Annotated in this window: 24 protein-coding genes and 1 tRNA gene; 17 read left to right on the top strand and 8 right to left on the bottom strand. The window is 55.7% G+C overall.

What is annotated here, in order from left to right; genetic code table 11:
• Nucleotides 1-85 precede the first annotated feature (85 nt).
• From Q0816_RS04580 to Q0816_RS04555, 6 genes are read left to right on the top strand one after another with little or no spacing between them, the layout of a single operon-like run.
• Nucleotides 86-1063, top strand: coding sequence for a MoxR family ATPase (locus tag Q0816_RS04580; RefSeq protein WP_298848084.1), 978 nt, complete (start codon nucleotides 86-88; stop codon nucleotides 1061-1063).
• Nucleotides 1064-1083: 20 nt separating this feature from the next.
• A complete protein-coding gene (locus Q0816_RS04575) occupies nucleotides 1084-2031 on the top strand; it encodes a DUF58 domain-containing protein (RefSeq protein ID WP_298848082.1) in 948 nt (315 codons plus the stop codon).
• The gene (locus Q0816_RS04570; RefSeq protein WP_298848080.1) at nucleotides 2028-2501 is read left to right on the top strand and encodes a DUF4381 domain-containing protein; all 474 of its coding nucleotides are present in this window, start codon (nucleotides 2028-2030) and stop codon (nucleotides 2499-2501) included. The genes Q0816_RS04575 and Q0816_RS04570 overlap by 4 nt, the downstream gene beginning before the upstream one ends.
• The gene (locus Q0816_RS04565) at nucleotides 2501-3484 is read left to right on the top strand and encodes a VWA domain-containing protein (RefSeq protein ID WP_298848079.1); all 984 of its coding nucleotides are present in this window, start codon (nucleotides 2501-2503) and stop codon (nucleotides 3482-3484) included. Before Q0816_RS04570 ends, Q0816_RS04565 begins: the two co-directional genes overlap by 1 nt.
• Nucleotides 3485-3486: 2 nt before the next feature.
• Nucleotides 3487-4983, top strand: a complete 1497-nt coding sequence (locus Q0816_RS04560; protein ID WP_298848077.1) for a VWA domain-containing protein — start codon at nucleotides 3487-3489, stop codon at nucleotides 4981-4983.
• Nucleotides 4980-6209 (top strand): hypothetical protein, encoded by a 1230-nt coding sequence (locus Q0816_RS04555; RefSeq protein WP_298848076.1) that lies wholly within the window; start codon nucleotides 4980-4982, stop codon nucleotides 6207-6209. The genes Q0816_RS04560 and Q0816_RS04555 overlap by 4 nt, the downstream gene beginning before the upstream one ends.
• A gap of 3 nt (nucleotides 6210-6212) precedes the next feature.
• Here Q0816_RS04555 and Q0816_RS04550 read toward each other — a convergent pair whose 3' ends face one another.
• Nucleotides 6213-6809 (bottom strand): Crp/Fnr family transcriptional regulator, encoded by a 597-nt coding sequence (locus tag Q0816_RS04550; RefSeq protein WP_298848074.1) that lies wholly within the window; start codon nucleotides 6807-6809, stop codon nucleotides 6213-6215.
• 325 nt (nucleotides 6810-7134) lie between these two features.
• On the opposite strand from Q0816_RS04550, the gene Q0816_RS04545 reads away from it, so the two are divergent.
• The 3 genes from Q0816_RS04545 (at nucleotide 7135) to cls (ending at nucleotide 11219) form a co-directional block, all read left to right on the top strand.
• The gene (locus Q0816_RS04545; protein WP_298848171.1) at nucleotides 7135-8694 is read left to right on the top strand and encodes an arylsulfatase; all 1560 of its coding nucleotides are present in this window, start codon (nucleotides 7135-7137) and stop codon (nucleotides 8692-8694) included.
• 98 nt (nucleotides 8695-8792) lie between these two features.
• Nucleotides 8793-9782, top strand: coding sequence for an HAD family hydrolase (locus Q0816_RS04540; protein ID WP_298848072.1), 990 nt, complete (start codon nucleotides 8793-8795; stop codon nucleotides 9780-9782).
• Between the two features lie 24 nt (nucleotides 9783-9806).
• Nucleotides 9807-11219 (top strand): cardiolipin synthase, encoded by a 1413-nt coding sequence (cls, locus tag Q0816_RS04535; RefSeq protein WP_298848071.1) that lies wholly within the window; start codon nucleotides 9807-9809, stop codon nucleotides 11217-11219.
• On the opposite strand, the gene Q0816_RS04530 is transcribed toward cls, so the two are convergent.
• Nucleotides 11216-11650 carry an ion channel gene (locus Q0816_RS04530; protein ID WP_298848070.1) on the bottom strand — a complete coding sequence of 145 codons (435 nt, stop codon included), beginning with the start codon at nucleotides 11648-11650 and terminating at the stop codon, nucleotides 11216-11218. The genes cls and Q0816_RS04530 overlap by 4 nt on opposite strands.
• A gap of 173 nt (nucleotides 11651-11823) precedes the next feature.
• Here Q0816_RS04530 and Q0816_RS04525 point away from each other — a divergent pair, with 173 nt between their 5' ends.
• Genes Q0816_RS04525 through Q0816_RS04515 form a run of 3 tightly spaced genes read left to right on the top strand, consistent with a single transcriptional unit; the run spans nucleotide 11824 to nucleotide 15912 of the window.
• Nucleotides 11824-12471 carry an ABC transporter ATP-binding protein gene (locus Q0816_RS04525; protein WP_298848169.1) on the top strand — a complete coding sequence of 216 codons (648 nt, stop codon included), beginning with the start codon at nucleotides 11824-11826 and terminating at the stop codon, nucleotides 12469-12471.
• The gene (locus tag Q0816_RS04520; RefSeq protein ID WP_298848068.1) at nucleotides 12468-14882 is read left to right on the top strand and encodes an ABC transporter permease; all 2415 of its coding nucleotides are present in this window, start codon (nucleotides 12468-12470) and stop codon (nucleotides 14880-14882) included. Before Q0816_RS04525 ends, Q0816_RS04520 begins: the two co-directional genes overlap by 4 nt.
• Nucleotides 14872-15912, top strand: coding sequence for a lipocalin-like domain-containing protein (locus Q0816_RS04515; protein WP_298848067.1), 1041 nt, complete (start codon nucleotides 14872-14874; stop codon nucleotides 15910-15912). Before Q0816_RS04520 ends, Q0816_RS04515 begins: the two co-directional genes overlap by 11 nt.
• 92 nt (nucleotides 15913-16004) lie before the next feature.
• Here Q0816_RS04515 and Q0816_RS04510 read toward each other — a convergent pair whose 3' ends face one another.
• From Q0816_RS04510 to Q0816_RS04500, 3 genes are all read right to left on the bottom strand, one after another.
• Nucleotides 16005-16436, bottom strand: a complete 432-nt coding sequence (locus Q0816_RS04510; protein ID WP_298848065.1) for a universal stress protein — start codon at nucleotides 16434-16436, stop codon at nucleotides 16005-16007.
• Complete coding sequence (locus tag Q0816_RS04505; RefSeq protein ID WP_298848063.1) at nucleotides 16433-19042, bottom strand: TRAP transporter permease; 2610 nt, start codon at nucleotides 19040-19042, stop codon at nucleotides 16433-16435. The genes Q0816_RS04510 and Q0816_RS04505 overlap by 4 nt, the downstream gene beginning before the upstream one ends.
• 99 nt (nucleotides 19043-19141) lie before the next feature.
• Nucleotides 19142-20110, bottom strand: a complete 969-nt coding sequence (locus tag Q0816_RS04500; RefSeq protein WP_298848061.1) for a TAXI family TRAP transporter solute-binding subunit — start codon at nucleotides 20108-20110, stop codon at nucleotides 19142-19144.
• Between the two features lie 397 nt (nucleotides 20111-20507).
• Here Q0816_RS04500 and Q0816_RS04495 point away from each other — a divergent pair, with 397 nt between their 5' ends.
• Nucleotides 20508-20867, top strand: coding sequence for a hypothetical protein (locus Q0816_RS04495; RefSeq protein WP_298848060.1), 360 nt, complete (start codon nucleotides 20508-20510; stop codon nucleotides 20865-20867).
• A gap of 37 nt (nucleotides 20868-20904) precedes the next feature.
• Here Q0816_RS04495 and Q0816_RS04490 read toward each other — a convergent pair.
• Nucleotides 20905-20990, bottom strand: a tRNA-Leu gene (locus tag Q0816_RS04490).
• 147 nt (nucleotides 20991-21137) lie between these two features.
• Here Q0816_RS04490 and Q0816_RS04485 point away from each other — a divergent pair.
• Both Q0816_RS04485 and Q0816_RS04480 read left to right on the top strand, forming a co-directional pair.
• Nucleotides 21138-21716 carry a YqaA family protein gene (locus tag Q0816_RS04485; RefSeq protein WP_298848058.1) on the top strand — a complete coding sequence of 193 codons (579 nt, stop codon included), beginning with the start codon at nucleotides 21138-21140 and terminating at the stop codon, nucleotides 21714-21716.
• Nucleotides 21713-22183 carry a disulfide bond formation protein B gene (locus Q0816_RS04480; RefSeq protein WP_298848057.1) on the top strand — a complete coding sequence of 157 codons (471 nt, stop codon included), beginning with the start codon at nucleotides 21713-21715 and terminating at the stop codon, nucleotides 22181-22183. Before Q0816_RS04485 ends, Q0816_RS04480 begins: the two co-directional genes overlap by 4 nt.
• On the opposite strand, the gene Q0816_RS04475 is transcribed toward Q0816_RS04480, so the two are convergent.
• The gene (locus Q0816_RS04475) at nucleotides 22180-22767 is read right to left on the bottom strand and encodes an HNH endonuclease (protein WP_298848055.1); all 588 of its coding nucleotides are present in this window, start codon (nucleotides 22765-22767) and stop codon (nucleotides 22180-22182) included. The two genes, Q0816_RS04480 and Q0816_RS04475, sit on opposite strands and share 4 nt — an antisense overlap.
• Before the next feature lie 213 nt (nucleotides 22768-22980).
• Here Q0816_RS04475 and Q0816_RS04470 point away from each other — a divergent pair, with 213 nt between their 5' ends.
• Entirely contained in the window at nucleotides 22981-23586 is a 606-nt protein-coding gene (locus Q0816_RS04470) for an rRNA large subunit pseudouridine synthase E (RefSeq protein ID WP_298848052.1), read from the top strand.
• A gap of 32 nt (nucleotides 23587-23618) precedes the next feature.
• Entirely contained in the window at nucleotides 23619-24044 is a 426-nt protein-coding gene (locus Q0816_RS04465; RefSeq protein WP_298848050.1) for a VOC family protein, read from the top strand.
• Here the strand turns inward: Q0816_RS04465 and Q0816_RS04460 are convergent.
• Nucleotides 24029-24529, bottom strand: a complete 501-nt coding sequence (locus Q0816_RS04460) for a GNAT family N-acetyltransferase (RefSeq protein ID WP_298848048.1) — start codon at nucleotides 24527-24529, stop codon at nucleotides 24029-24031. The genes Q0816_RS04465 and Q0816_RS04460 overlap by 16 nt on opposite strands.
• Nucleotide 24530: the final 1 nt, after the last annotated feature.

Here is a 24530-nt window from a genome sequence, read left to right as displayed (position 1 = left end):
TATCATTATTTGAAAATCCCGAAATTTGGCCTTTGCAAATGCCCCGCTGCAAGGCCAGCGTATCGGTCCATTACGGGATACATTAATGAGCGCACTCAACCAGATCATGGAACTTCGATCCCGTATGGGCCAATCCATCATCGGCCAGACAGAGGTAGTTGATCGCCTGCTGATCGGGCTTTTGGCAAACGGAAACCTCCTGATCGAAGGCCTGCCGGGTCTGGCAAAGACACGCGCGGTCAAGGCGATGGCAAAGAACATGGATGCAAGCTTTAGCCGCATTCAATTCACCCCGGATCTGTTGCCGTCGGATGTGACCGGAACCGAAATATTTCAGCAAACCGACACCGGGGGCGATTTCAAGTTCGAACCCGGACCAATCTTTGCCAACATCGTTCTTGCCGACGAAATCAACCGTGCTCCTGCCAAGGTACAGGCCGCTTTGCTTGAGGCGATGGAAGAACGGCAGGTGACCGTTTCTGGCACCACGCATAAGATGGATCCTCTGTTTATCGTGATGGCGACCCAAAACCCCATCGAACAAGAAGGCACCTATCCGCTGCCCGAGGCGCAGATGGACCGGTTTCTCATGCACGTACAAATCACATATCCCCCGGTCGAAGACGAGGTTGAGGTGATCCGTTTGGTCAGGGGCGAAGAAATCGCAGCTGGCAAGGGCACGTCGGGAAAAACTTTGGCAGCCATTCCTCAAGACGCGGTTTTTGAGGCCCGGTCCGAAATCGGGCAAATTCACGTCTCTGATGCGATGGACCGTTACATGGCCGACCTTGTACAGGCGACCCGTACGCCTGAAGCCCTGAGTCCTGAACTCGCAGGTTGGATTGAAATCGGTGCAAGCCCGCGCGCCTCATTGGCATTGGATAAATGCGGGCGAACCCATGCTTGGATGAATGAACGCGACTATGTCGATCCTGCCGACATACGTGCCATAGCCCATGAAGTGTTTCGCCATCGCGTAACGCTCAGTTTCGAAGCCCAGGGATTAGACAAATCTGCGGATGATGTGATCGCGGAACTCTTACGTCTGGTTGCATTCCCCTAGCCACCAAGGAAATCGGTCGCATGACCCAGACTGCGCCATATCCGAACGACCCGCGCATACATGTCGATGCGAACCATCTTTTGCGCTTGGGTGCCCGAGCCAGGGCGCTCAGCCTGTTGCCGCGCCAGCCCGCGCGCTCAATCCTCAATGGCCGTCATGCCTCGCGCTTGCGCGGACGCGGTCTGAATTTTGAAGAACTGCGCGATTATCTGCCGGGCGACGACATCCGAACCATCGACTGGAAGGTCACTGCGCGCACGGGAAAACCCCATGTCAGAGTATATACCGAAGAACGTGATCGCCCTGCTCTTCTGTTGGTCGATCAGCGTGTTTCGATGTTCTTTGGAACGGAAGTCTACATGAAGTCGGTCATCGCTGCCGAAGCCGCAGCAATCACCGCACATCGGATCCTTGGCCAGAGCGATCGTGTCGGTGGCCTCGTATTCAGCGACACAAACGTTGCGGAACATAGACCACAGCGCCGCGCGGCTGCCCTCACGCGGTTTCTGTCTTCTATCGGAGCGGCGAATTCAGCCTTACACGCAGCCTTGGCCCCACAGCCGACCCTGTCTCTGAACGACATGCTAACAGAAGCGGTGCATATCACCCAAACCAGCGGACTGATCTGCCTGTTTTCAGACTGCGACGGGCTTGACGCAAGATCGGAGTCCTTGCTGCGCCGCATGGCGCTCTCAAACGATCTGATCGTGTTCAATATTGCTGATCCCACCGCACGCATTCTGGCACCCGATCTGAAACTGACAGTCTCGGACGGAAACGCGCAGATAGAAATCGACAGTTCCGACCCTGAGTTGTCAGTGAAAATTCGCAAGTCCATGGAGGACAGGTTGGCGCAACTGCATACGTGGTCACGTCGATATGGATTTCCGGTCGTTCCTTTGACAACTTCGGAACCCGCTCTGGATCAGTTGTTGCGGCTGTTTGGCCATCGCAGGGGGCAGAAATGAGCGTCGACACCAGCGGGAAATCTCTGGTTGATCTGTTAGACATGCTCAAGCCGGCACCAGAGCCCGCGCCTGTATCGATGATACCGCAGACTTGGGGATGGATCGTGTTGGTTGCAATTCTGCTGGTCTTTGTTGTTTTCGCTGGAGTCATGATCGTCAGACGCAGACGAGCGAACGCATACAGACAATATGCGTTGGTAGAGCTTGCAACACCTGACATCCCTTCGGCAAAGGTTGCAGAAATCCTTCGCCGCACTGCACTGGCCGCGTATCCGCGCGACCAGGTCGCCGGAATGCATGGAGATGAGTGGCTGAACTTTCTCGCGCTAACCTCTAATAATATTGAATTTAAATCAAAAAGGGGTCAAACGCTGATTGAAGCGCCATACAAGGACCTTCCACCAAACCTCGCATTGATACAGCTTGCGCGGCATTGGATCAAATCCCACAAACCGTATCGGGGTACGTGATGATTTCATTTGCTGCTCCGTGGGTGTTTCTGTTGCTTCCACTGCCAGTGCTGGTTCATATGATTGCTCCACCCCAGCGCGAAAAAACCGCGTCCATTCGTATTCCGTTTTTTCGTCGCGTTGCGCGAGCCGCGGGCGTTGAGCCGAAGTCCGGATCAATGATCCGAAGCCGGGCCTGGCTTCAAACGGCAAGTGTCATCGTGGTCTGGCTGCTTTTGGTTCTGGCACTGGCCCGTCCGGAACATTTGGGCAATTCTTTCGTGGTGGAAAAGTCCGCCCGAGATGTCGTTCTGGCATTGGATATCTCGGGCTCGATGGATCAGCGCGACTTCCAAACCGGGTCCGGTGCTCCGATGCAAAGGCTGGAGGCCGTCAAGGATGTTCTGAAACAGTTCATTTCCGAGAGAGATGGTGACAGAATGGCCTTGATCATCTTTGGAACACGCGCGTTTATTCAAGCTCCGTTCACGGAAGATCTGAACAGTTTGAATGGGTTCCTGGATCAAACTCAAGTTGGCATGGCCGGTCCGAACACAGCCCTGGGCGATGCAATCGGGCTTGGAATTCGAACCTTTGAGTCCAGCGAGGTCGAGCAGCGCCTCATGATCGTCCTCAGTGACGGCGCCGATACCTCCAGCCGCATGACGCCTGTCAATGCGTCGGCAATCGCCGCTGAAAAGAATGTAGTCATCTACACGATTGGTGTTGGAGATCCGAATGCCTCGGGCGAAGACCGTGTGGATTTGCAGGCACTACAGGACATCGCCGATCGCACGGGCGGAGCGTACTTCTTTGCCGACGATACCGCTGCTCTGGAACAGACATACGAACGCATTGATAAACTGAACCCCAGAATCGTCGAAACACAAAGCTATCGCCCTACGCAAAGCCTTGCCCATGTTCCATTGGTGCTTGCGTTCATCGTCATTCTGATCAGCGTCGCCGGGTTCCATTTCTCCCAGCGGCGCAAAAGGGTCGTTTGACAATGGACCTGACAGATTTCCATTTTATCCGAGGCTACTACCTGCTGCTTCTCATCCCGATCATCGCGTTATGGTGGGTGATCAGACCCAACCATTCGGCTGAGGCCAAACCGCCTATGGGGATCGCCCCACACCTTGCGGCGGCCTTACAGTTGGGTCAGGATGAGACCCGGTACATTCACCCCATTGATGTTGCCATGATCATAGCAACACTTGTCACGCTCGCTGCCGCAGGTCCGACTTGGTCGCGTGCGCCCAACCCGTTGATTGCAGATACCGCGCCGTTGGTGATCGCTCTTAAGGTCACCGACAGCATGGAAAACACTGACCTTGCGCCCTCACGGCTGGACCGAGCACGGTTCAAGATCACTGACCTGATCAACGAACGCGCAGGCGCACGCACCGCCCTGATCGCCTATGCGGGCTCGTCGCACCGTGTCGCCCCCTTGACCGAAGACGCCAACATTCTTCGCCCTTTGCTTGAGGGTTTGACGCCGGCGGTAATGCCTGCTGCGGGGGACGCCGCTGCCGGCGCGTTTGTGTTGGCTCAGTCCATTCTTGGTGACAGCGATACCCCAGGGGCTGTGCTGTTCGTTCTGGATGACCTGGATCCATCTCAAGTAACGGGGTTAACCTCCTCAACTACTGACATTTTCATTCTCACCATGTTGCCTGATGGTGATCGCATCGCCCAGTTGGACAACGTCCGGGGCGCATCCATTGTTCCATTTTCAGACGATGACCGGGACATCATTCGACTGATGCGCCAGATTGAATCAGCCTATACAATGGCTCTGGATGACGATGAACGCCTGGATTGGCAGGACAATGGCTGGATCTTGGCCTGGCCTGCTGCTTTGTTGACCCTGCTATGGTTCCGCAAGGGATGGGTGATCCGTTGGGCAGTGCTGTCTATGTTCGTGCTGCCGCCATCCGGATCGAGCGCAGAGGGGTGGAGAGATTGGTTTTTAACCCCCGACCAGCAGGGTCAGAACGCAATGAACCAAAAGCGCTTCGGTGATGCAGCAGAGTTGTTTGAGGATCCATATTACAAGGGATATGCTTATCTCAGGGATGGTCAATATTCGGAAGCATCGTCCATTTTTTTCGCGCTGGATACCCCAGAGGCCGCGTTTGCCGAAGGGATGGCACGCATAAGAAACCGAGAATACCGTCCTGCCATATCTGCCTTCGAAGCAGCTCTGGAACGTCGTCCGGACTGGCCGGAAGCCCAGCACAATCTCGAAGTGTCCAAGGCCATCCTGGACTATGTTGAAACGACGCGCGAACAGTCTGATACAGGTGAAGAGGCTGGCATCGGAGCTGATGACACGGTGTTTGACAATGACGCGGCGCGCGGCAGCGAAACCACGGTTCAAACCACCAGGGACGGGCCGCAGACTTTGTCATCTGATCAGTGGATCAGTACGATTGACACCGATATGCAGGATTTCCTGAAGAACAGGTTCCTACTGGATAATCAGGTGCAAAGAGAATGAGATACCTTGTTTTCTTCATTCTCTTTCTACCGCTTCCAGTGCTCGCTCAGAGTAATCAGGCCAGCCAGCCGCAGGTTACCATTGACGTCCCGAACGAGGCCGTCATCGTAGGACAGCCAGCAATCGTTCGCATCAAGGTCTTGGTTCCAACGTTCATGCCGCAACCACCGGTATTTCCATCCCTGGAACACCAAAACCTACTGGTTCGTCTGCCAGAACGGGCCTCCGGACCGGTTAGCGAAACCGTGAACGGTCAGACATGGTCGGGTGTGCAGCGCAGCTATCGGGTGTATCCTTTGGCAGCAGGCCCGGTCGCGTTCGATGCGCAAGAGGTTGTCGTGACCTATGCCGATCCTCAGACCAACGACTCCATCCAGATCTCTCTGCCGCTTCCGCCCATACAGCTCAGCGCCGAGATCCCCGAAGGCGCCAGAGGACTTGATCCGTTGATTATCGCGACCGGTTTCTCTCTTAACCAGAAAACGGACGGCCCGACAGACATGCAGGCAGGCGATGCCATCACTCGCGAGTTAAGCGCGATAGTCACGGGCACCACGCCTTTGATGATCCCCCAGTTGTCGTCGCAAGTCCAAAGCCCTTTGCTGCGCGCCTATCCCAAAGAGCCCCGATTTTTAGAAACCGAAGATCGTGGCGTGCTGTCCGGACAACGCGTCGAAGAAACTGTGTACATCGCGCAGGAAGGCGGTAAAGCACAATTGCCAGCAGTTTCGATCGACTGGTTCAATCTGGACACCAATCTGGTCGAAACGGCCTCGGTTCCATCAATCGAACTTACCCTTACACCGCCCAAGCGGCAGCCGCCTGATATGGAAACCATCATCCAGGCGGTGCTTTGTCTTACAGTTCTTGCACTCGCGCTTTGGGCATTGGTGCGTTTTCTTCGCCCCCGCTATAAAGTTTGGAAGGCTGAGCGGCGGCGCTCATACTTCGCCTCTGAAAAATATGCTTTCGATTCCTTGAGAAACGCCCTGCAATCACAGGACTTGCCCGCTGCTTACGAGGCGTTAGAGCTTTGGAAATCGCGTAGCACTCAACCCGCGCGCTCTTCGGGTCTCGAGCGCAGTCTGACGCAGATCGGCGCGGCGCGGTATTCCAAGATACCTCAAAAGAGACCAGAGGATTGGGGGTCTGCATTACAGAGCCTAGGTGCGCTGAGGGGTTCGGCAACACGGCAGAGCAGATCCCTGCCCCCGCTCAATCCTTAGATTTCAACTTTGACAGCTTGCGATCAACTCGCGCCTATCGATCAACCTCAGCCTACCATAAGCTAACTCTACAAGACCTAAATCCGCCAGGCGGTGAAGATTTCGGTGCAAAGTCGGCTGAGATACCGCCACCAGTTCAGCAAGCTCTTCCTGAGACACAACGATCCAGCCATCCGATTTCGAAGCGCCTTCGTCCAGATGCAGCAACCGCAGCACCAGACGCTTTTCCGATCCAGTTACCGCCAAGTTCGCCATAATACGTAAAGCAGTCTTCATATTTTCACGAGTCAGCGCATAGAAATCACGAACGTATTCGGGGGTTTCCTGAACCATTCGTTCCACGCGGGAGTTGGGAAAGAACAATGTGCGTGTCTTTTGCGTGGCCACTACGCTGACCAGTCTCTGCGCTTCGGCAAAAAGTGCGAGATCCCCGATCCAGAAGCCTGTACCGTCCTGATGCAAGACAAGTTCCTGCCCGTCGTCGGCAGGCGCAGTGATCTGAACAGATCCATCAAGTACAGCGTAAATGCCATTTGCCTGGTCACCATAATGGTAAAGGGTTTCGCCAGGGTCAAAGGTTTTGGGAACCCCACAAGTCATAAGATTCTTCTGAAAACTTGAAGCGCGCGTGCCAAACCAGTCGGTTTGAGTCAGGATCCGCAGATCTCCATCAGTATCAAACATTTGTATCTTTCAAAATGATCATATGATAAGTTTTAGATACGTTTCATCGCTTAAGCTAGTTCCGTTCGATTCCCGGACAAACAGCTAATTTTTGTTCAGGCATTCAACAACTTGCCTGCGGCTTCGACCTTAAAGCTAGCCGCTTCTTCTAAATTTCAATTTTCCGGGTTGTTAAAGCTCGTTAAATCAGGAGCACTCAATGTCACCTCCACGAATGATTGCAAACAATTGGCGCAGCGCAATGCGCAGGTTCGCAGTGGCAACAGTTGCTGTTACCCTTGCCCTGCCAGCTTGGGCACAGGATCAAAAGCCCAATATTCTTGTGATATGGGGCGACGACATCGGTCAATCTAACATCTCGGCCTATACCATGGGCCTGATGGGATATCAGACACCCAATATCGACAGAGTCGCCAAGGAAGGCATGATCTTCACTGACTACTATGGCGAACAATCCTGCACGGCTGGCCGGTCCTCGTTTATCATGGGCCAGTCTGTGTTCCGCACCGGTCTGTCCAAAGTGGGCTTACCGGGTGCAAAAGAGGGCATGCAGGTTGAAGACCCTACAATTGCCGGCCTTCTAAAAGCTCAAGGCTATGCAACGGGTCAGTTTGGCAAGAACCATTTGGGCGATCGGGACGAGATGTTACCGACCAATCATGGGTTTGATGAATTTTTCGGAAATCTCTACCACCTGAACGCCGAAGAAGAGCCTGAGAACGAAGACTATCCCCAAAACCCCGAATTCCGCGAACGGTTCGGTCCGCGGGGGGTCATAAAATCCAAGGCTGACGGAACGATCGAAGACACCGGCCCGTTGACCAAAAAGCGTATGGAAACGGTGGATGACGAAACGGTTGCGGCCGCGCTCGACTTCATTACGCGCAAGACCGAAGAAGGTGTTCCGTGGTTTGTTTGGTGGTCTGGCACCAGAATGCACTTCCGTACTCATGTCAAAGACGAAATGCGCACAAAAGCCGACGAAATCGCCGGCAAGCACATGGATGAGTACCAAGCAGGGATGATCGAGCATGACATGCATATCGGCCAATTCCTTGCCCTGCTGGATGAACTGGGGATCGCGGACAACACGATCGTCCATTATTCCACCGACAACGGCCCGCACATGAACACCTGGCCGGATGCGGCGATGACGCCGTTCCGAGGTGAAAAGAACACCAACTACGAAGGTGGTTGGCGCGTACCGTCTATGGTTCGCTGGCCGGGTCAAATCGAGGCCGGTTCAATCAGCAATGAAATCATGCATCACATGGACTGGTTGCCGACATATCTGGCGGTTGCTGGAAATCCGGACATCAAGGAACAACTGCTTGAAGGGATTTCCGTGGCCGAAGTCGGCGGCGGGCGAGACTACAAAGTGCATCTGGATGGATACAACTTCCTGCCATACCTAACCGGTGAAGCAGATGAAGGCCCACGTCACGAGATTTTCTACTTCTCGGACGACGGTGATCTGACCGCACTGCGTTATGACGACTGGAAAGCAGTGTTTCTTGAGCACCGTTATCCGCAGACTTTGCGCGCCTGGGCCGAGCCTTGGACCGAACTGCGTATTCCGTTGCTCTTTAACCTGCGCCGCGATCCGTATGAGCGGTCCAATGTCACGTCCAACACCTATTGGGACTGGTATATAGACCGCGTTTATCTGCTGTTGCCTGCGGCAGAATATGTGGGCCAGTTCCTGGAAACCTTCGAAGAGTTCCCGCCGCGTCAGAAGCCGGGTAGCTTTACGATTGGCGACGCCAAGGACAAGATCTTCAGTCAGGTCGGCTCCAAGTAAATTCACGACACCTGAACCCGCAGCACCTGAACGGCGCTGCGGGTTTCTTGTTTTAACAACGGTATTTTTGCCAAAACATGCGTCGAAGGAAAAAGGCCATGACAAGAGCGCCCCTAGCCTTGGCTGTTGCAGTCGTACTGAATGGATTTGCAAGCGTCACGGCATCCGCAGATCCGCTGCCCTCATGGGCGGCCTCGGAAACGCGGGACCGTATCGTTGAATTTGTCGAGGCGGTGACGGATCCTGAAAACGCAAGCTACGTAACCCCAGCAGCCCGGATCGCAGTGTTTGACAATGACGGAACGCTTTGGGCCGAACAGCCGGTTTACTTCCAGTTTTTATTTGCCATGGACAGGCTCTCAGAACTGGCTGAACAGGATCCATCGATACTGTCCACACCTGCTTTGAAAGCTGCCTCCGAAGATGATCTTGCGACCGTTCTTCAAGGGGGCCACGATGCATTGATCGAAGTCGTGAACGCATCGCATTCCGGAACCAGCGTCGAGGAGTTTCAGACTGAAGTCGCCGAATGGCTGGCCTCGGCCCGGCACCCAGACACCGGTTTGCCCTATGACCAAATGACCTATCAGCCCATGGTCGAGCTATTGCGCTATCTGCGGGACGAAGGGTTCAAAACCTATATTGTCTCGGGCGGCGGTATTCACTTCATGCGGGTCTTCGCGGAACAGGCCTATGGCATCCCGCCTGAACAGATTTTGGGCACCTATGCTAATTCCACCTTCGAAGACATCGATGGAGTTCCCACAGTCATAAAGGCCCCCGGGATTGCCTTTGTCGATGACAAGGAAGGCAAACCCATCAACATCGAACGCACAATCGGCAAGCGCCCAATTCTGGCCGGGGGCAATTCGGACGGCGATTTCGCCATGCTGGACTGGACCACCTCGGGTGACGGGCCTCGTCTGGGGGTTCTGATCCATCATACGGATGCCGAGCGGGAATGGGCTTATGACCGCGAAAGCCCTGTTGGAGGGTTGGTTGATGGTCTGGATCAGGGACCGAACAAGGGCTGGATCATAGTCGATATGGCGAAAGATTGGTCACGGGTCTACACTGGAAGAAACTGAACGGCCCGAAAGACTTAAGACGCCATGTGGACAGTGCTTGTTTCCATCTTTGTTTTCACGTTGTACGCGACGGCCATCGTGTTTTCAGTCCGCGCCGCGCAAACTGCGCGGACGCCGCAAGGGGCCGTTGGCTGGGTGGTCTTTCTGGTGTCAGCCCCATTCTTTGCTGTGCCGTTATACCTGTTTCTGGGGCATCATCGGTTTCGCGGCTATCGTATTGCACGCCAGCAAAGTGAACGGGTCGTCGAGGGGATCAAGACCTTTGCTGATTATTCCAGACCTGACCCGTCCAAGATGTCGATCAATCCACGACCGTTTGAGTTTTTGGCCCATCTTCCGATTTCAAGTGGCAATGGCGCTCAGCTTCTGGTCGATGGTCAGGCGACATTCGATGCCATTTTTGAAGCCTTGGACAAGGCCAAGAACTATATCCTGATCCAGTTCTACATCATCAGAGACGATGCGTTGGGACGTAAGCTGCAAACCAAACTGATAGAGGCTGCGAAACGTGGTGTGCATGTCCGTTTCATGACCGATGCCGTCGGAAGCTATGGCTTGCCAAACACCTATCTCGACACAATGCGCGATGCTGGAATCGACGTGGCCGACCCGCGCCAGCAACGCGGCCCCAATTTCAGGTTTCAACTGAATTATCGGAACCACCGCAAGACCGTCATTATCGACGGCGAAACAGGCTTTATCGGTGGTCACAACGTAGGTGTTGAATATCTGGGCGAAGACCCGCATTTCGGCCATTGGCGAGACACGCATATCAGGATGACGGGTCATATCGTCAGGCAATTGCAACTCATCTTCACGGAAGACTGGCACTGGGCTCGTGACGAAGACCTGATTGATGATCTTGATTGGGCGGGCAGCGTATCCGAGCAGGACATGAATGCCCTATTGGTGGCAACAGGCCCCGGCGATGAAACGGAAACCGGTGCCATGATGTTCTTTTCGGCAATTGCCGAGGCGAAAGAGCGGTTGTGGATTGCATCGCCCTATTTTGTTCCCGACATCGATGTCATGACCGCACTGCAACACGCGGCGATGCGTGGCGTGGATGTGCGTATCCTCGTTCCGGACGTGATTGATCACCGCTTGCCGTGGCTGGCCGCTTTTGCCTATTTCGACGAGATCCGTGACTGCGGCGCGCGCGTGTTCCGTTATACGGACGGTTTCATGCATCAAAAAGTACTTGTGGTTGATGACACTCTGGCCGCCGTCGGCACGACCAATCTGGACAACCGATCCTTCCGGCTGAACTTTGAGGCGATGGCACTGTTTTTTGACTCTCGTGCTGCGCTGGCGGTAGATCAAATGCTGCGAACGGATTTCGAGGCGAGCTATGAGTTGACACGCACGTTATCTCAACAGCCTGCGCATATCCGATTTGGTGCGCCGTTGGCACGGCTGTTTGCCCCGATCCTCTAGGAAAAGAAATTTTCCTGAAAAACACGGGTCATCAGCGCCACCAGATAGGCCGTCGACAATCCAAATGCCAAGAGGCCCGTGACCGAGGCAAAAGATCCAAAAATGCGCAGCCCTTCGCCAAGAACAATGTCGCCGTAGCCGAGAGTCGTGAACGTCACCAGCGAAAAGTAGATGGCCGAGTTCCAGTCCGGCAGAACCTCAAGCAACACCCAGACAATGGCCCAGATCCAAACCTGAATGGTATGTATCGCGATGATGAACACCAATGCTATGGCGATCGGCCCGGCCGTTGCAACGAAAACCCCCTTTTGAGACCATTTTCCTTCCAGTTTGATGATGACCATCGTGCACCAGGTCAGAAAGAGGATCTCGATCACAAAGCAAAGACCTAAAAAGGTACTTCCCCAAATGATCTGATGCAGCAACGTCATGTTTTTCATCCTGAATTACAGCAAGGGATCTTCGGTGCAGAATGACCTTTCGGGATACAAGGCACAAGCCCGACACCACGGGTTCTTGCCTGCGGCGAATGGAACCGGATGCAGGTCTGCACTGGACAGTTTGGAAATCCATTGCACATCCTGATCTTAAAAAAGGGCAGATCATGCTGGTGACCATCGACCGTGTTCAGAAAACCTATCCCGGAGGGCGGCCCGTTCTGCGCGACGTGTCGCTGACCCTTGATCACGGGCAGACGCTGGCCCTGACCGGAGAAAGCGGCAGTGGCAAAAGTACGTTGCTGAACCTTGCCGCTGCATTGGACAGTTTCGACGGCGGCGAAATCACATTGAATGGCACACCGTTGTCACCTTTGGACGATGCTGGGCGCGCCAGTTTGCGGCGCAGGCAAGTCTCGCTCGTGTTTCAGCAATTCAACCTGATCCCATCACTGACCGTTGCACAAAACCTTTCTTTTCACGCCCGGCTTGCCGGTGCTGAGGATGCCCGGTGGAGCGCGCATCTGACGGAACGGTTGGGCCTTTCCGAATTGTTGGACCGCTATCCCGAAAGTCTGTCAGGCGGACAACAGCAGAGGGTCGCAATCGGCCGGGCCATGGCCGCGCGCCCGAAGCTGCTGCTGGCAGATGAACCCACGGGAAATCTGGACGAAACCGCCAGCGCCAATGTACTGGATCTGATGTTGTCGCTGGTCGCAGAAACCGGTGCTGCACTGCTTTTGGTTACACATTCACAACAGATCGCTGCGCGGCTTGACCGACAGGTGAAGCTGAGTGGCGGGCGTATTCAATGACGTTGGCTATCGTTCAGGCTCTGCTGTCGCATTGGCGCGCGCATTGGCTGCAACTTGCAACGCTGCTGATTGGCATCGCACTGGCCACCGGCCTCTGGTCCGCTGTTCAGGCCATCAACGCCGAAGCGCGTGCCAGCTACGCGCGCGCCAATGCTCAACTTGCGCTTGGTCAATTTGACGAACTGCGCGATCCCTCTGGCCCCATACCGCTTGGCCGTTATATCGAATTGCGCCGGGCAGGCTGGCAGGTTGCGGCGGTGCTGGAAGGCCCTTACCGGATTTCAGGTCGAACGCTGCGAGTTATGGGTGTCGATATGGTGGCCTACCCGACCCTGCCCGCCATGACCGAGACCGAGCAAAGTGCAACCCCTCCCGATCCTGCCGATGTGCTGACCGCACCGGGGCGTCTGCTGGCTTCCGCAGAGTTGGCGCCGCTGCTGCGCAATCAAGATAATCTGCCGCCTGTCCTGGTCACATCAGCTCTTCCACCCGATCTCATCCTGACGGATATCGGTGTTGCCGAAGACCTTCTGAACCAACAAGGTATGGTTTCCAGGCTTATTGTGCTGCCAAATCAACCGCGAAACCTACCGCCCCTGCCCCAAATCGCGCCCGAACTGGTACGCGTCAGCACGTCTTCACAGATCGATACGGCGCAACTCACTGACAGCTTCCATCTTAACCTGTCCGCCTTTGGGCTTCTGTCATTTGCCGTCGGCCTGTTCATCGTGAACGGCACGGTAGGGCTGGCATTTGCCCAACGCAGGGGCATGATCCGAACGTTGCGCGCGCTTGGCGTGCCCATGCAGCGACTTGTCTGGTTAATCCTGACTGAGTTGACCCTGCTGGCCCTGATCGGAGGTATCATGGGGCTCATTCTGGGTTTCTTCCTGGCTGGTGCCTTACTGCCCGACGTCGCTGCCACATTGCGTGGCTTATACGGTGCACCGGTGACCGGACAACTGACGTTACAGCTGCAGTGGATTCTGGCAGGTGTTGCCATGGCTGTTCTTGGTACTTTGGCCGCCAGTGGTCACGCGCTGTGGCGATTGGCACGTATGCCATTGTTGGCAGGTCCCGGTGTTCAGACATGGCAAGGCAACATCAAAGCCCGGGGGCTGGCGGCTGTTGTTGGGATAAGCATGATCCTTGGTGGTGCGCTGGCTTATCTCAGTGTCGGAGGCCTGATCGCCGGGTTCCTTCTGCTGGCAGGTTTGCTGACCGGAGCTGCGCTAGTGCTGCCAACACTTCTGTCTGGTGCGCTCACTGCCCTTTCCCGCACGGCGACTGGACCTGTTGCTCAATGGGTCTGGGCGGATATGCGGGCCCAGTTGCCCGGGCTGTCGCTTGCATTGATGGCACTGTTGCTGGCGCTGGCTGCCAATGTCGGCGTCAGCACGATGGTCTCCAGCTTTCGGCTGACCTTTGTTGGTTGGCTGGATCAGCGTCTGACCTCAGAGCTGTATCTGACTGCACAAGACGAAGACCAAGGGCGCGAGATCACCAACTGGCTGCACCCGCAGGTCGTCGCCATTCTGCCGATCCGCAACGTTGAATTGTCGCACAAGACGGGACCGTTGTTTCTGTACGGCGTCGTGGACGACCCGGTCTATCGGCAGCACTGGCCATTGATATCCTCGACTCCGAATGTCTGGGACAACGTCGTGGCCGGAGAAGCCGTCCTGATCAACGAACAACTGGCACGACGCGCAAACCTTTGGCCCGGTGACGACTTAACGCTGACCCCCGTCCACATTTTGCCCATCGCAGGGGTCTATTCCGACTATGGAAACCCAACCGGGCAGGCCATCGTGTCAATGGAGCAACTGGACCTCATCGCGCCGGGGACCGAGGCGCGGCGGTTTGGCATCCGTTTGGCCCCTGAGAACGCGTCCGGGATGGCACAGGCCTTACGGGATCGGTTTGACCTGCCGCCACGCGCAGTCGTGCAACAAGCAGCGATGAAAGCGCAATCTCTGGCGGTTTTCGAAAAGACTTTTGTTGTGACCTCCGCATTGAATGTCCTGACCTTGGGGGTCGCAGGTTTTGCCATTCTCACCAGCCTGCTGACCTTATGGACACAGCGTTTGCCGCAAATTGCCCCGGTCTGGGCACTGGGTTTGAACCGGGCGCAACTGGCGCGGCTTGAGCTGTTGCGCAGCGTTTTACTTGCCGTATTAACCGCCTGTCTGGCGCTGCCACTCGGGCTTGTTTTGGCCTGGGTACTGCTCGCAGTGATCAACGTGCAGGCCTTTGGTTGGCGGCTGCCGATGTTCCTGTTCCCATGGGACTGGCTTTGGCTGGCCCTGCTGACCCTTCTGGCCGCTCTGATCGCCGCCGCATTGCCCGCTTTGCGCATGCTTCGTCTTCCACCTGCCGACTTGTTGAGAGTGTTTGCCAATGAACGTTAGAACTTTGTTGGTATCGCTTTTGATGCTGTGCCCAATACAGGGATGGGCACAGGGATTCGCGGGTCTGGGTGGCTCGGCCGAAGGGTTCGACATTCCGCAGGCAGGGTATGCGTTCGACTTTCCAAAGGACCACGGGCCGCATCCCGGATTCCGGATTGAGTGGTGGTACCTCACAGCGAACCTCACAGATGATAAAGGGCGCGACTATGGCATTCAGTGGACGTTGTTCCGATCAGCGCTGAAACCGTTTGAAGCGGAAGGCTGGCAAAGTCCGCAAATCTGGATGGGTCACGCTGCTGCGACCACGCCGACAGGTCATTTCTTTGCAGAACGGTTATCGCGCGGAGGCATCGGACAGGCGGGTGTGACAGCCCAGCCCTTTGAGGCCTGGATTGACGAATGGCGTATGGCTGGGGCGGATATGGACACCCTGACCCTGACAGCGAATGGCAACGATTTCGGCTATGAGCTTTCACTGGCGGCGCAGGGGCCTTTGGTGTTTCACGGCGACGCTGGTTATTCTGTCAAATCTGCCGATGGGCAGGCCAGTTTCTATTACTCTCAGCCGTTTTATTCAGTCCAAGGCGTGTTGCAGCTGCGAGACGGCGATGTGCAAGTAACTGGCCAGGGTTGGCTGGACCGGGAATGGTCCTCGCAACCGCTTGCAGCAGACCAAAGTGGATGGGATTGGTTCTCGCTCAGCTTTGATGATGGTGACAAGCTGATGGCCTTCCGCTTGCGTGGGGGTCGTGGCGATTTCACGTCTGCCACCTGGATCAATTCAGACGGCAGCACTGAGGCCATCCCAAATGGCTCAATCAGGCTGACACCGCTCAGTAGTGATGAAGTAGCCGGGCGCGAAGTTCCGACGCAGTGGCGCGTCTTGCTTGCAGACCGAGACATAGATGTCGAAGTATCGGCCCAAACGCCCGATGCGTGGATGGGGACCCGTTTCGAATACTGGGAAGGCCCGGTCACAGTAACCGGCAGCCACGACGGAGTTGGTTATCTGGAAATGACAGGCTACTGACGCCCTTGTCGTCCAGTTTAAGTTGGTGCCCGGACTGCAACAGACCGCCAACCGGGCTCCAAGATTATTGCATGCGTGGGCTGCTTTTTTGGTCAGCGCACCACGTAAACCGAAACGTTGGAATGCCGCACCACGCGCGCGGCATTCGGGCCAAGCAGGTAATCCTTTAGGTCCGGCTTGTGGGCTCCGATCACAATCAGATCGCTACCGGCACCTTCCGCCGTTTTCAGTATCTCCTGATAGGCTGTTCCCGTCGCAACGACATGGCGGATGGTTTCATTTCGCTCAGCACCCAGGGCCGAGACGCACAGCGCCGTCAGCTTGGCCTGCGCTTCTTCCAACGCCTTTTCGTGGAAATCCGATTCAAAAAAGCCGGACACCCAGCTTTCCCCAAAATCGGGCAGCACAGTCACAACGTCAAATTGCGCGCCCTCCAAGTCCGCCAAAGCAGCGGCTTTTTGCAGGACTGGTACGTCAATCTCACCATTGCTGATATCAATGGCACACAGAACTGAACGTGTCATGCAGGCACCCCTTGTCTGGCGGCACGGCCGCGTTGCAGGAAGGCGATAAGACCAAGAAGGATCATCGCCGGGATATAAACCAACTGCTTGGGCGGCTGGCTGGACGGCAGGCTGACTGAGGTCAGGCGCACGGCCTCGTCCCCGTAATAGTCGAAGATGCCCAGATCGTCAGCCACAGGCGCGCCAAACAGCGGCTCTTCAAGCTTGATCAAACCGTCTTCGGGGATCAATAAAAGGCCCATCGCCTCGACCCGCGCGGCACCGCCGTCTTCCTCGCCCACGGTGACCACCACTGTGGTGTCTACCATCTCAAGCGTATCGAAATCGGGGCCGGCAACCACCAGTCGCACCTCTGTACCTGACGGGGTCTGACCTATCGTCTCTTCAAACGCGGCCGGATCGACTGTTTGGAATGGAGGCGAAATGCGGTCCATGAAAAAGTCCGGCCTGAACAACGCAAACGCAACGAATATCAGAGCAATGCTCTCATAGATGCGGCTGCGGGTCAGGAAATACCCCATGGTACCCGCCGTGAAGACAAGGATCGCTATCGTCGCGAAAATGGCGACTAAGATCCCCTCGACCCACGTCACATCGATCAGCAGAAGATCGGTGTTGAAAATGAACACGAAAGGCAGCGCCACGGTCCGCAGGCTGTAGAAAAATGCCGTAAACCCGGTTTTGATCGCATCCCCGCCAGAGACGGCTGCAGCGGCGAAACTGGCCAGGCCAACAGGCGGCGTCACATCCGCCATGATCCCGAAATAGAACACGAACAAGTGGACCGCGATCAGCGGAACGATCAGCCCGCTTTGCGCACCCAGTTCAACAACCACTCCGGCCATCAGCGAGCTGACAACGATATAGTTCGCCGTGGTTGGCAGGCCCATGCCTAGGATCAGGCTGAGAATCCCAACCATGACCAGCATCAGGATCAGATTACCGCCTGACAGAAACTCGACCAGATCGGCCATAACCTGCCCGACACCCGTCAAGGTCACCGTGCCCACAATCACGCCCGCCGTCGCCGTGGCAAGCGCGATACCGATCATGTTCCGAGCACCGTCAATCATGCCTTGCAACAAATCCGCGACGCCATCGATAAAGCTGTTGTAAAGGTTGCTCTGCCCCCGGAACATCGCCTTCAGAGGCTTCTGCGTCAGCAGGATCACAAACAGCAACGACGTGGCCCAAAAGGCCGACAGACCCGGAGATTTCTGCTCGATCATCAGGAAATAGACCAGAACGATGATCGGCAGCAGGTAATGCAGACCCGCTTTGTAGATATCCGCGATGACCGGCAGCGTGACTTCTTTTGCGTTGGGATCATCCGGTTCCAGATCAGGCACCTGAGCGGCCAGATACAGCAGTGCGACATAAACCGCGCAGATAATCAGGCTCAACACCAGACCCGCCGCAGACGGCACCAAGCTTGTCACCGCATCCACGGGGAATTGCGAGCCATAGCAAAGCCCTGCAAACACCAGGAAAAAGCCCAGCATACCCACAACAGTCCTGGCCAGATGCACATCGCGGTCGCCCAGCGTGGGCATATTCCGCTTCACCGCCTCAAGGTGCACAATATAGACCAGCGCGATGTAGGAAATCGCAGCAGGAAGGAAGGCGTGCGTAATCACCTCGACGTAAGAAATGCCCACGTATTCGACCATCAGGAACGCAGCAGCGCCCATAACGGGTGGCATGATCTGCCCGTTGACCGAAGAGGCCACTTCGACCGAACCCGCTTGTTCACTGCTGAAACCTACCCGTTTCATCAGCGGAATGGTGAATGTTCCGGTGGTGACAACGTTGGCGATCGACGAACCCGAGATCAGGCCAGTTGCAGCAGAACCCACAACGGCCGCCTTGGCCGGACCACCGCGCAGGTGACCCAGAGCGCCAAAAGCCATCTTGATAAAGTAGTTCCCGGCCCCGGCCTTATCCAGCAACGCGCCAAAAAGCACGAACAGGAACACGAATTTCGTGGAAACACCCAACGCGATACCGAACACGCCCTCAGATGTGATCCACATGTGGCTCATGGCTTTTTTCAGGCTTGCGCCTTTCCAGCGGATGACCTCAGGCACCCATTCAGAGGACCCAAAGAAGACATAAACCAGAAAGATTGTTGCGATGATCGCCATGGCCGGGCCAAGCGCACGACGCGCGGCTTCGAACAACAGCAGCAAACCGAGCAACGCGACCCACTTGTCCGTATCATCCGCCAAACCGCCCGCGTTGACGATCTTTTCATAGAAAAAATAACCATAAAGCGCGACGAACGCACCGACTAAGCCCATGATCCAATCTTGCACCGGGATATAATCACGCGGGCTGGATTTCAGGGCCGGATAGGCCGCAAAGGCCAGAAACAGAGCAAAGGCCAGATGAAATTGGCGCGCGTTGTTCACTACACTGCCCGGCAGCACGTAATTTGCCAGCGGTGATGCCAGAACAACCTGAAAAATCGACCATATCGCTGCGACGATCGCCAGGAAAACGCCTACGTTCCCGACCGGGTTGCGCCCTCCTGCGTCGGAAGATGCGACCAGATCCTGAAGTTCTTCTTCGGATAGCGGACGATTGGATTGAGTGTCGGAATTCATCAAATGTCTCCCCGTCGCGGCCGTTTTCGGCCTTCTAATTCACCTGCTTGGTACAGGCGTTGTGCAGGGCGCCCAAGGGCACCCTGCGTCAGGTCTGGCTTACTGAATCCAGCCTTTTTCTTTATAGTACTTCTCGGCACCTGGATGCAGCGGAGCCGACAGGCCATCCGCAATCATCTCTTCGGGCTTGAGGTTGGCAAATGCCGGGTGCAGCTTTTTGAAGTCATCGAAATTTTCAAAGACCGAGCTGACAACGGCATAAACCGCGTCATCCGACACATCGGCGGATGTCACGAAAGTCGCGCCTACACCAAAGGTCGAGGTGTCGCCGTCCGAACCGCGATACATACCACCGGGGATGGTCGCAGTACGGTAGAACGAGTTGTCGTCAACCAGCTTGCTGACTGCATCGCCGCTGACATTCACCAGAACCGAATCACACGCTGTGGTGGCTTCCTGGATCGAACCCGACGGGTGACCAACAGTATAAACCATTGCGTCGATCTGATTGTCACACAGAGCGGCGGACTGTTCGGCCGCTTTCAGCTCGGTCGCCAGTTCGAAATCGTCAGTAGTCCAGCCCATTTCGCCCAGCAGGACTTCCATTGTACCGCGCTGACCAGAACCGGGGTTGCCGATATTGACTCGCTTGCCCTTCAGGTCTTCGAAGTTGGTGATGCCGGAATCGGCACGCGCAACAACTGTGAAGGGTTCCGGGTGTACCGAGAACACCGCGCGCAAGCTCTCGAAAGGTCCGGTCTCTTCGAATTTCGAGGTGCCGTTATAGGCGTGGTACTGCCAGTCGGACTGCGCCACGCCAAACTCCAGCTCGCCTTCGCGGATGGTGTTGATGTTGTAGACCGAACCACCGGTCGATTCGACCGAGCAACGCACGCCATGCTCTTTGCGGCCTTTGTTCACCAGACGGCAGATCGCACCACCTGTCGGATAATAAACGCCGGTTACACCGCCAGTACCGATTGTGATGAACTCTTCGGCATATGCCGCCGGAGCCATAAGGGCTGCCGTGACAAACGCACCGACGCTCAATTTGCTGCTGTTTTTCATTTGTTAACTCCCACTTTTTTGTATGGCAGTTGGAAATCAGATTGATTGCCCTGCTCAGGGAAGCGTGCCGAGATTACACATCGGCCCGCATCGCAACGGCTACAGATCTTTGATTTTTCCAATTTCTCCCAACCTTTGTGAGGTTTCATTCAGATACCCTCAATGTCAAGGCCAGCGCCGGTCTGACTTGCGTCAATTCGCATATATGAGCGTAAATTCCATACTTTCCCCGTCAGTTCGCCGGGAACCGCCTGGATTTCGATCTGCCATTCCAAGTGCAAAACTTGGCCTCAATCCCGGGGCAATGCACTGGCAGGTGTCATCGTGGGTCAGTGGATACTGCGGCCCAGATCCATCATCCTGATGGATTGTCTTCACGACCTCCGAAACACAAACTTTGGACTACAGCATTATCAAGAAACAAATCTCCTCCCTTGCTCTTTATTCGGCTATGGCCCTACCCACTTTCGCGCAGACTGCGCTGGAACTGGACGAGTTTTTTGTAAACTGCGTTTCGGATGTGGTCGGAGGACATGTCACGCTTGTGCGCTCGGGAGGCCCTGACAAAGGATACATCATGACAAGTTCGGTCGAAGGTGAAGCCACGATCCATCCTGCCGGGGAATCGATGACCTTTCTGTTGATGCAGGACCAGAACGTCGTGACGTTTGTGGTGAAATATGAAAGCCTGAAATACGACATGATAGTCAAGGGCACGGGGCAGCACTTTGATCGCGGTACATGCGCGGCATCCTGATAGGCGCGCATAAGCTGCAACAGAGTTTGTCGGAATGTGGTGCCCAAGGAGAGACTCGAACTCTCACGCCCGTGAAGGCGGGGGATTTTGAATCCCCTGCGTCTACCATTCCGCCACTTGGGCCACGAACATCGAATTAGCGTTCATCCGCGCGAAGGTCCAGAGGCAAAAAGCATCCGATATTCCATTTGTTTCCACCTCGGCGGTTGACGGTTCGTCAGGTGCATGGTTTGGCTTGGCTCCAGACCGAGAACGGGATTTGAGTGCTTTATGTTACGATCACTTTATGACTGGACCATTCGTCTGGCGGAACATCCTCATGCGCTGTGGGCGCTGGCCGTTGTGGCCTTTGTCGAAAGCTCGTTTTTCCCGATACCCCCGGATGTGCTGATGATCCCGATGATTCTGGCCCGCCCGTCGCGCGCCTGGTTGATCGCTACCGTTGCGCTGGTGGCTTCGGTTCTGGGCGGCATGCTAGGCTATGCGATTGGCGCCTTTTTCTATGAAAGCATCGGCCAGCCTATTCTGGAATCCATGGGCAAGGCCCATGCGATGGAAGAGTTTAACACCCGTTTCAACGATTTCGGGTTCTGGGCCGTACTGGCCGCCGGTGTGACGCCCTTCCCTTACAAGGTCATCACCATCATGTCCGGCTGGACCGGCATGCCAATTGGCACCTTTATCGCAACTTCGATTCTGGCGCGTGCATTGCGGTTCTTCCTTGTGGCAAGCCTGCTCTGGGGTTTTGGCGAACCGATCCGTGACTTTATTGAAAAACGCCTGGGCCTGATGTTCACACTGTTCATCATCCTTCTGTTCGGCGGATTTCTGGTGGTGAAATACTTATGACGAGACGTTCGCACCTTATCATTCTGGCGAGTATCGGTTCCCTTGCTTTGCTGTTGGGCGCATTTGGGTTTCAACATCTGGGCGGGCTCGCACCGTGTAAGATGTGCATCTGGCAGCGCTATCCGCATGCGGTGGCCATCGCGATTGGTGCCTTGGCGCTGTCATTGCCCAGACTAAGCTTCCTGCCGTTGCTGGGCGCGTTGGCCGCTGCAGCAACTTCGGTTATCGGTGCTTTTCACGCCGGTGTTGAACAAGGTTGGTGGGAAGGTCCCAGCAGCTGCACATCGGGCAGCATCAGCGGGTTGTCCAGTGACGATTTATTCGAACAGATCATGTCCGCGCCCTTGGTGCGATGCGATGATATCCCATGGGAGCTGTTTGGCATCTCGATGGCCGGATGGAACGCGATCGCCTCGGCGATCCTGGTACTGATCTGGCTGGCTGCGTGGAGAACCCGCGCGGCTTAAAGCTCGTCCAGTTCCGCATCCCAATACAGGAAGTCGATCCAGCTTTCGTGCAAGTGGTTCGGCGGGAACTTACGACCGACATTTCTCAATGCCTCGGCGTCGGGCTGACGCGGAGGTTTACGCAAGGACATGCCCGCCTGACGCAGCGATTTGGATCCTTTGCGCAGGTTACAGGGACTGCACGCCGCCACGACATTCTGCCAGCTTGTGACCCCGCCTGCCGCACGTGGAACCACGTGGTCAAAGGTCAGATCCCCGCGGCCTCCGCAGTACTGGCAGCGAAATTCATCCCTCAGAAATAAATTAAAGCGCGTGAAGGCCACGCGCTTTCTGGGTTTTACATAGTCTTTCAGGACAACGACCGAGGGTATTCGGATCTCGGTACTCGGGCTTCTGACAACTTCGTCATATTCAGCCACGATATCGACCCTGTCCAACCAGGCGGCCTTGATCGCCTCTTGCCAGGGCCACAGGGACAAAGGGTAATAGGACAAGGGGCGATAATCGGCATTCAAAACCAACGCCGGGTGATGCTTGAGCGCACCAGGCTCCCTGACAAATTCGGTTCTGAAGTCTCCATCCATCACAGAATCGCTCCTCGCTCTCAGCTGCCCGTTTGTGACACCAGAGCGGGGAGCACCCGCCCCAGTCTTTTGATAACTATATATCGTGTTAAAACTCTGACAAGCCCTGAGTTTCCACAATATGTCGAAGATTGGGTAAAGCGAATCCGTAACAGGCACATGACAGTTATCCACAGCTTGCACAGGGGGTGTTCTTCGGGCTATGCGCGGGTCATGACCTGGTTCATTCGCTTCAACAAACCTTATGATGTACTGCCGCAGTTCACGGACCGCGCCAATGCGGATACCCCGCGCAGTACACTGTCTGATTTTATTGATTTGCCCGGCGTCTATCCCGCTGGTCGGCTGGACCGCGACAGTGAAGGCCTGATGCTATTGACCGACAACGGCCAACTGCAGGCCCAGATTTCCGACCCAAAGCACAAGACGGCCAAAACCTATTGGGTTCAGGTCGAAGGTATTCCGGATGACGCAGCCCTCAAGGCGTTGCGAAACGGGGTCGAAATGAAAGACGGGCTGACCCGGCCTGCAAAGGCGCGCCTGATCGAAGAACCGCAGGGGCTTTGGCCCCGCACACCGCCGATACGCGAACGCCAGACCGTCCCGGACAGCTGGATTGAACTGACAATACGGGAAGGCAAGAATCGACAGGTGCGCCGGATGACGGCAGCCGTCGGACTGCCGACACTACGTCTTATCAGGTACAAGATCGGCGATTGGACATTGGATGACCTGGAACCGGGTCAGTGGGGCAGCCTGCCGATGCCTGCCGTAAACGCCGCGCCACTGCGCAAACGCGATCGGCGCCCGCGACGGTGACACACCCTGCCCTGATCTGCTAAACTGGGCTCATGAAGATAACGCCTGACATTCCGGCCCCCTCGGCCATTCTGGAAGCAGCGCTTTATTCAGATGATCTGGACGCGGCGGAACAGTTTTATGGTGAGGTTCTTGGACTTGAGCGCATTCAGCGTGTCGCTGACCGCCATGTGTTCTATCGTATTGGCGGATCAGTTCTGCTGATCTTCAATCCTGAACAGACCGAACACCCCCCCACCAACCCCGATCTGCCGGTCCCGCCCCATGGCACGCGTGGCGCCGGACATGTGTGTCTTGTTCTGACCCGGGATGAAATTGCGGTGATGCGCAAACACCTGTTGGACTGGAACATACCGGTAGATGCCGAATTCGACTGGCCCGGCGGCGCGCGGTCCCTGTATATTCGCGATCCGGCCGGAAACTCTGTAGAGTTCGCCGAAGGTCACTTGTGGGACTGACTTAATTCAAACCGTTTCGTGATCCTGTTCACTGGCGTACCATCGTGCAACGGCTCTCCGTACGAGACGGAATAGTCCCAAAATCCCATCTTGTCGTAATAGCTCAGCCCAAGGGCGTTATCCGCCCGGATCGTTGCATTGATTGTTCGAAACCTCATAGCGCTCGCGACTTTGGTGGTCTCTTGGAACAAGGCGCGCCCTGCCCCGCGCAGTGTGGGGTTGCGTTGTGTAAACGTCGCAATGTCTGCGCAGTCTTCCGGCAACGCATCATACGTACCCAACCACTGGAAGCCAGCCACTTCGCCCTGATTATCCAAAGCGACGTGGCAGCAAATCTTGTCCGCGCCATCCAGATAACTTTGCGCGAACAAAGGCTCCGAGAAGGGAACCTCGAACGCGGTTGTGCCTCCGTTCTCAATGATCTGGTTCAGGAGGCGGCACGCATCGGCCACATCCTCTTGCATCATTGGTCGGATTGCGATCATG

The organism is uncultured Ruegeria sp., assembly GCF_947497005.1.
Taxonomy (GTDB): Bacteria; Pseudomonadota; Alphaproteobacteria; order Rhodobacterales; family Rhodobacteraceae; genus Ruegeria.
Note: the sequence above shows the minus strand (reverse complement) of the source record. Positions and strands in the feature narration are given on the sequence as shown.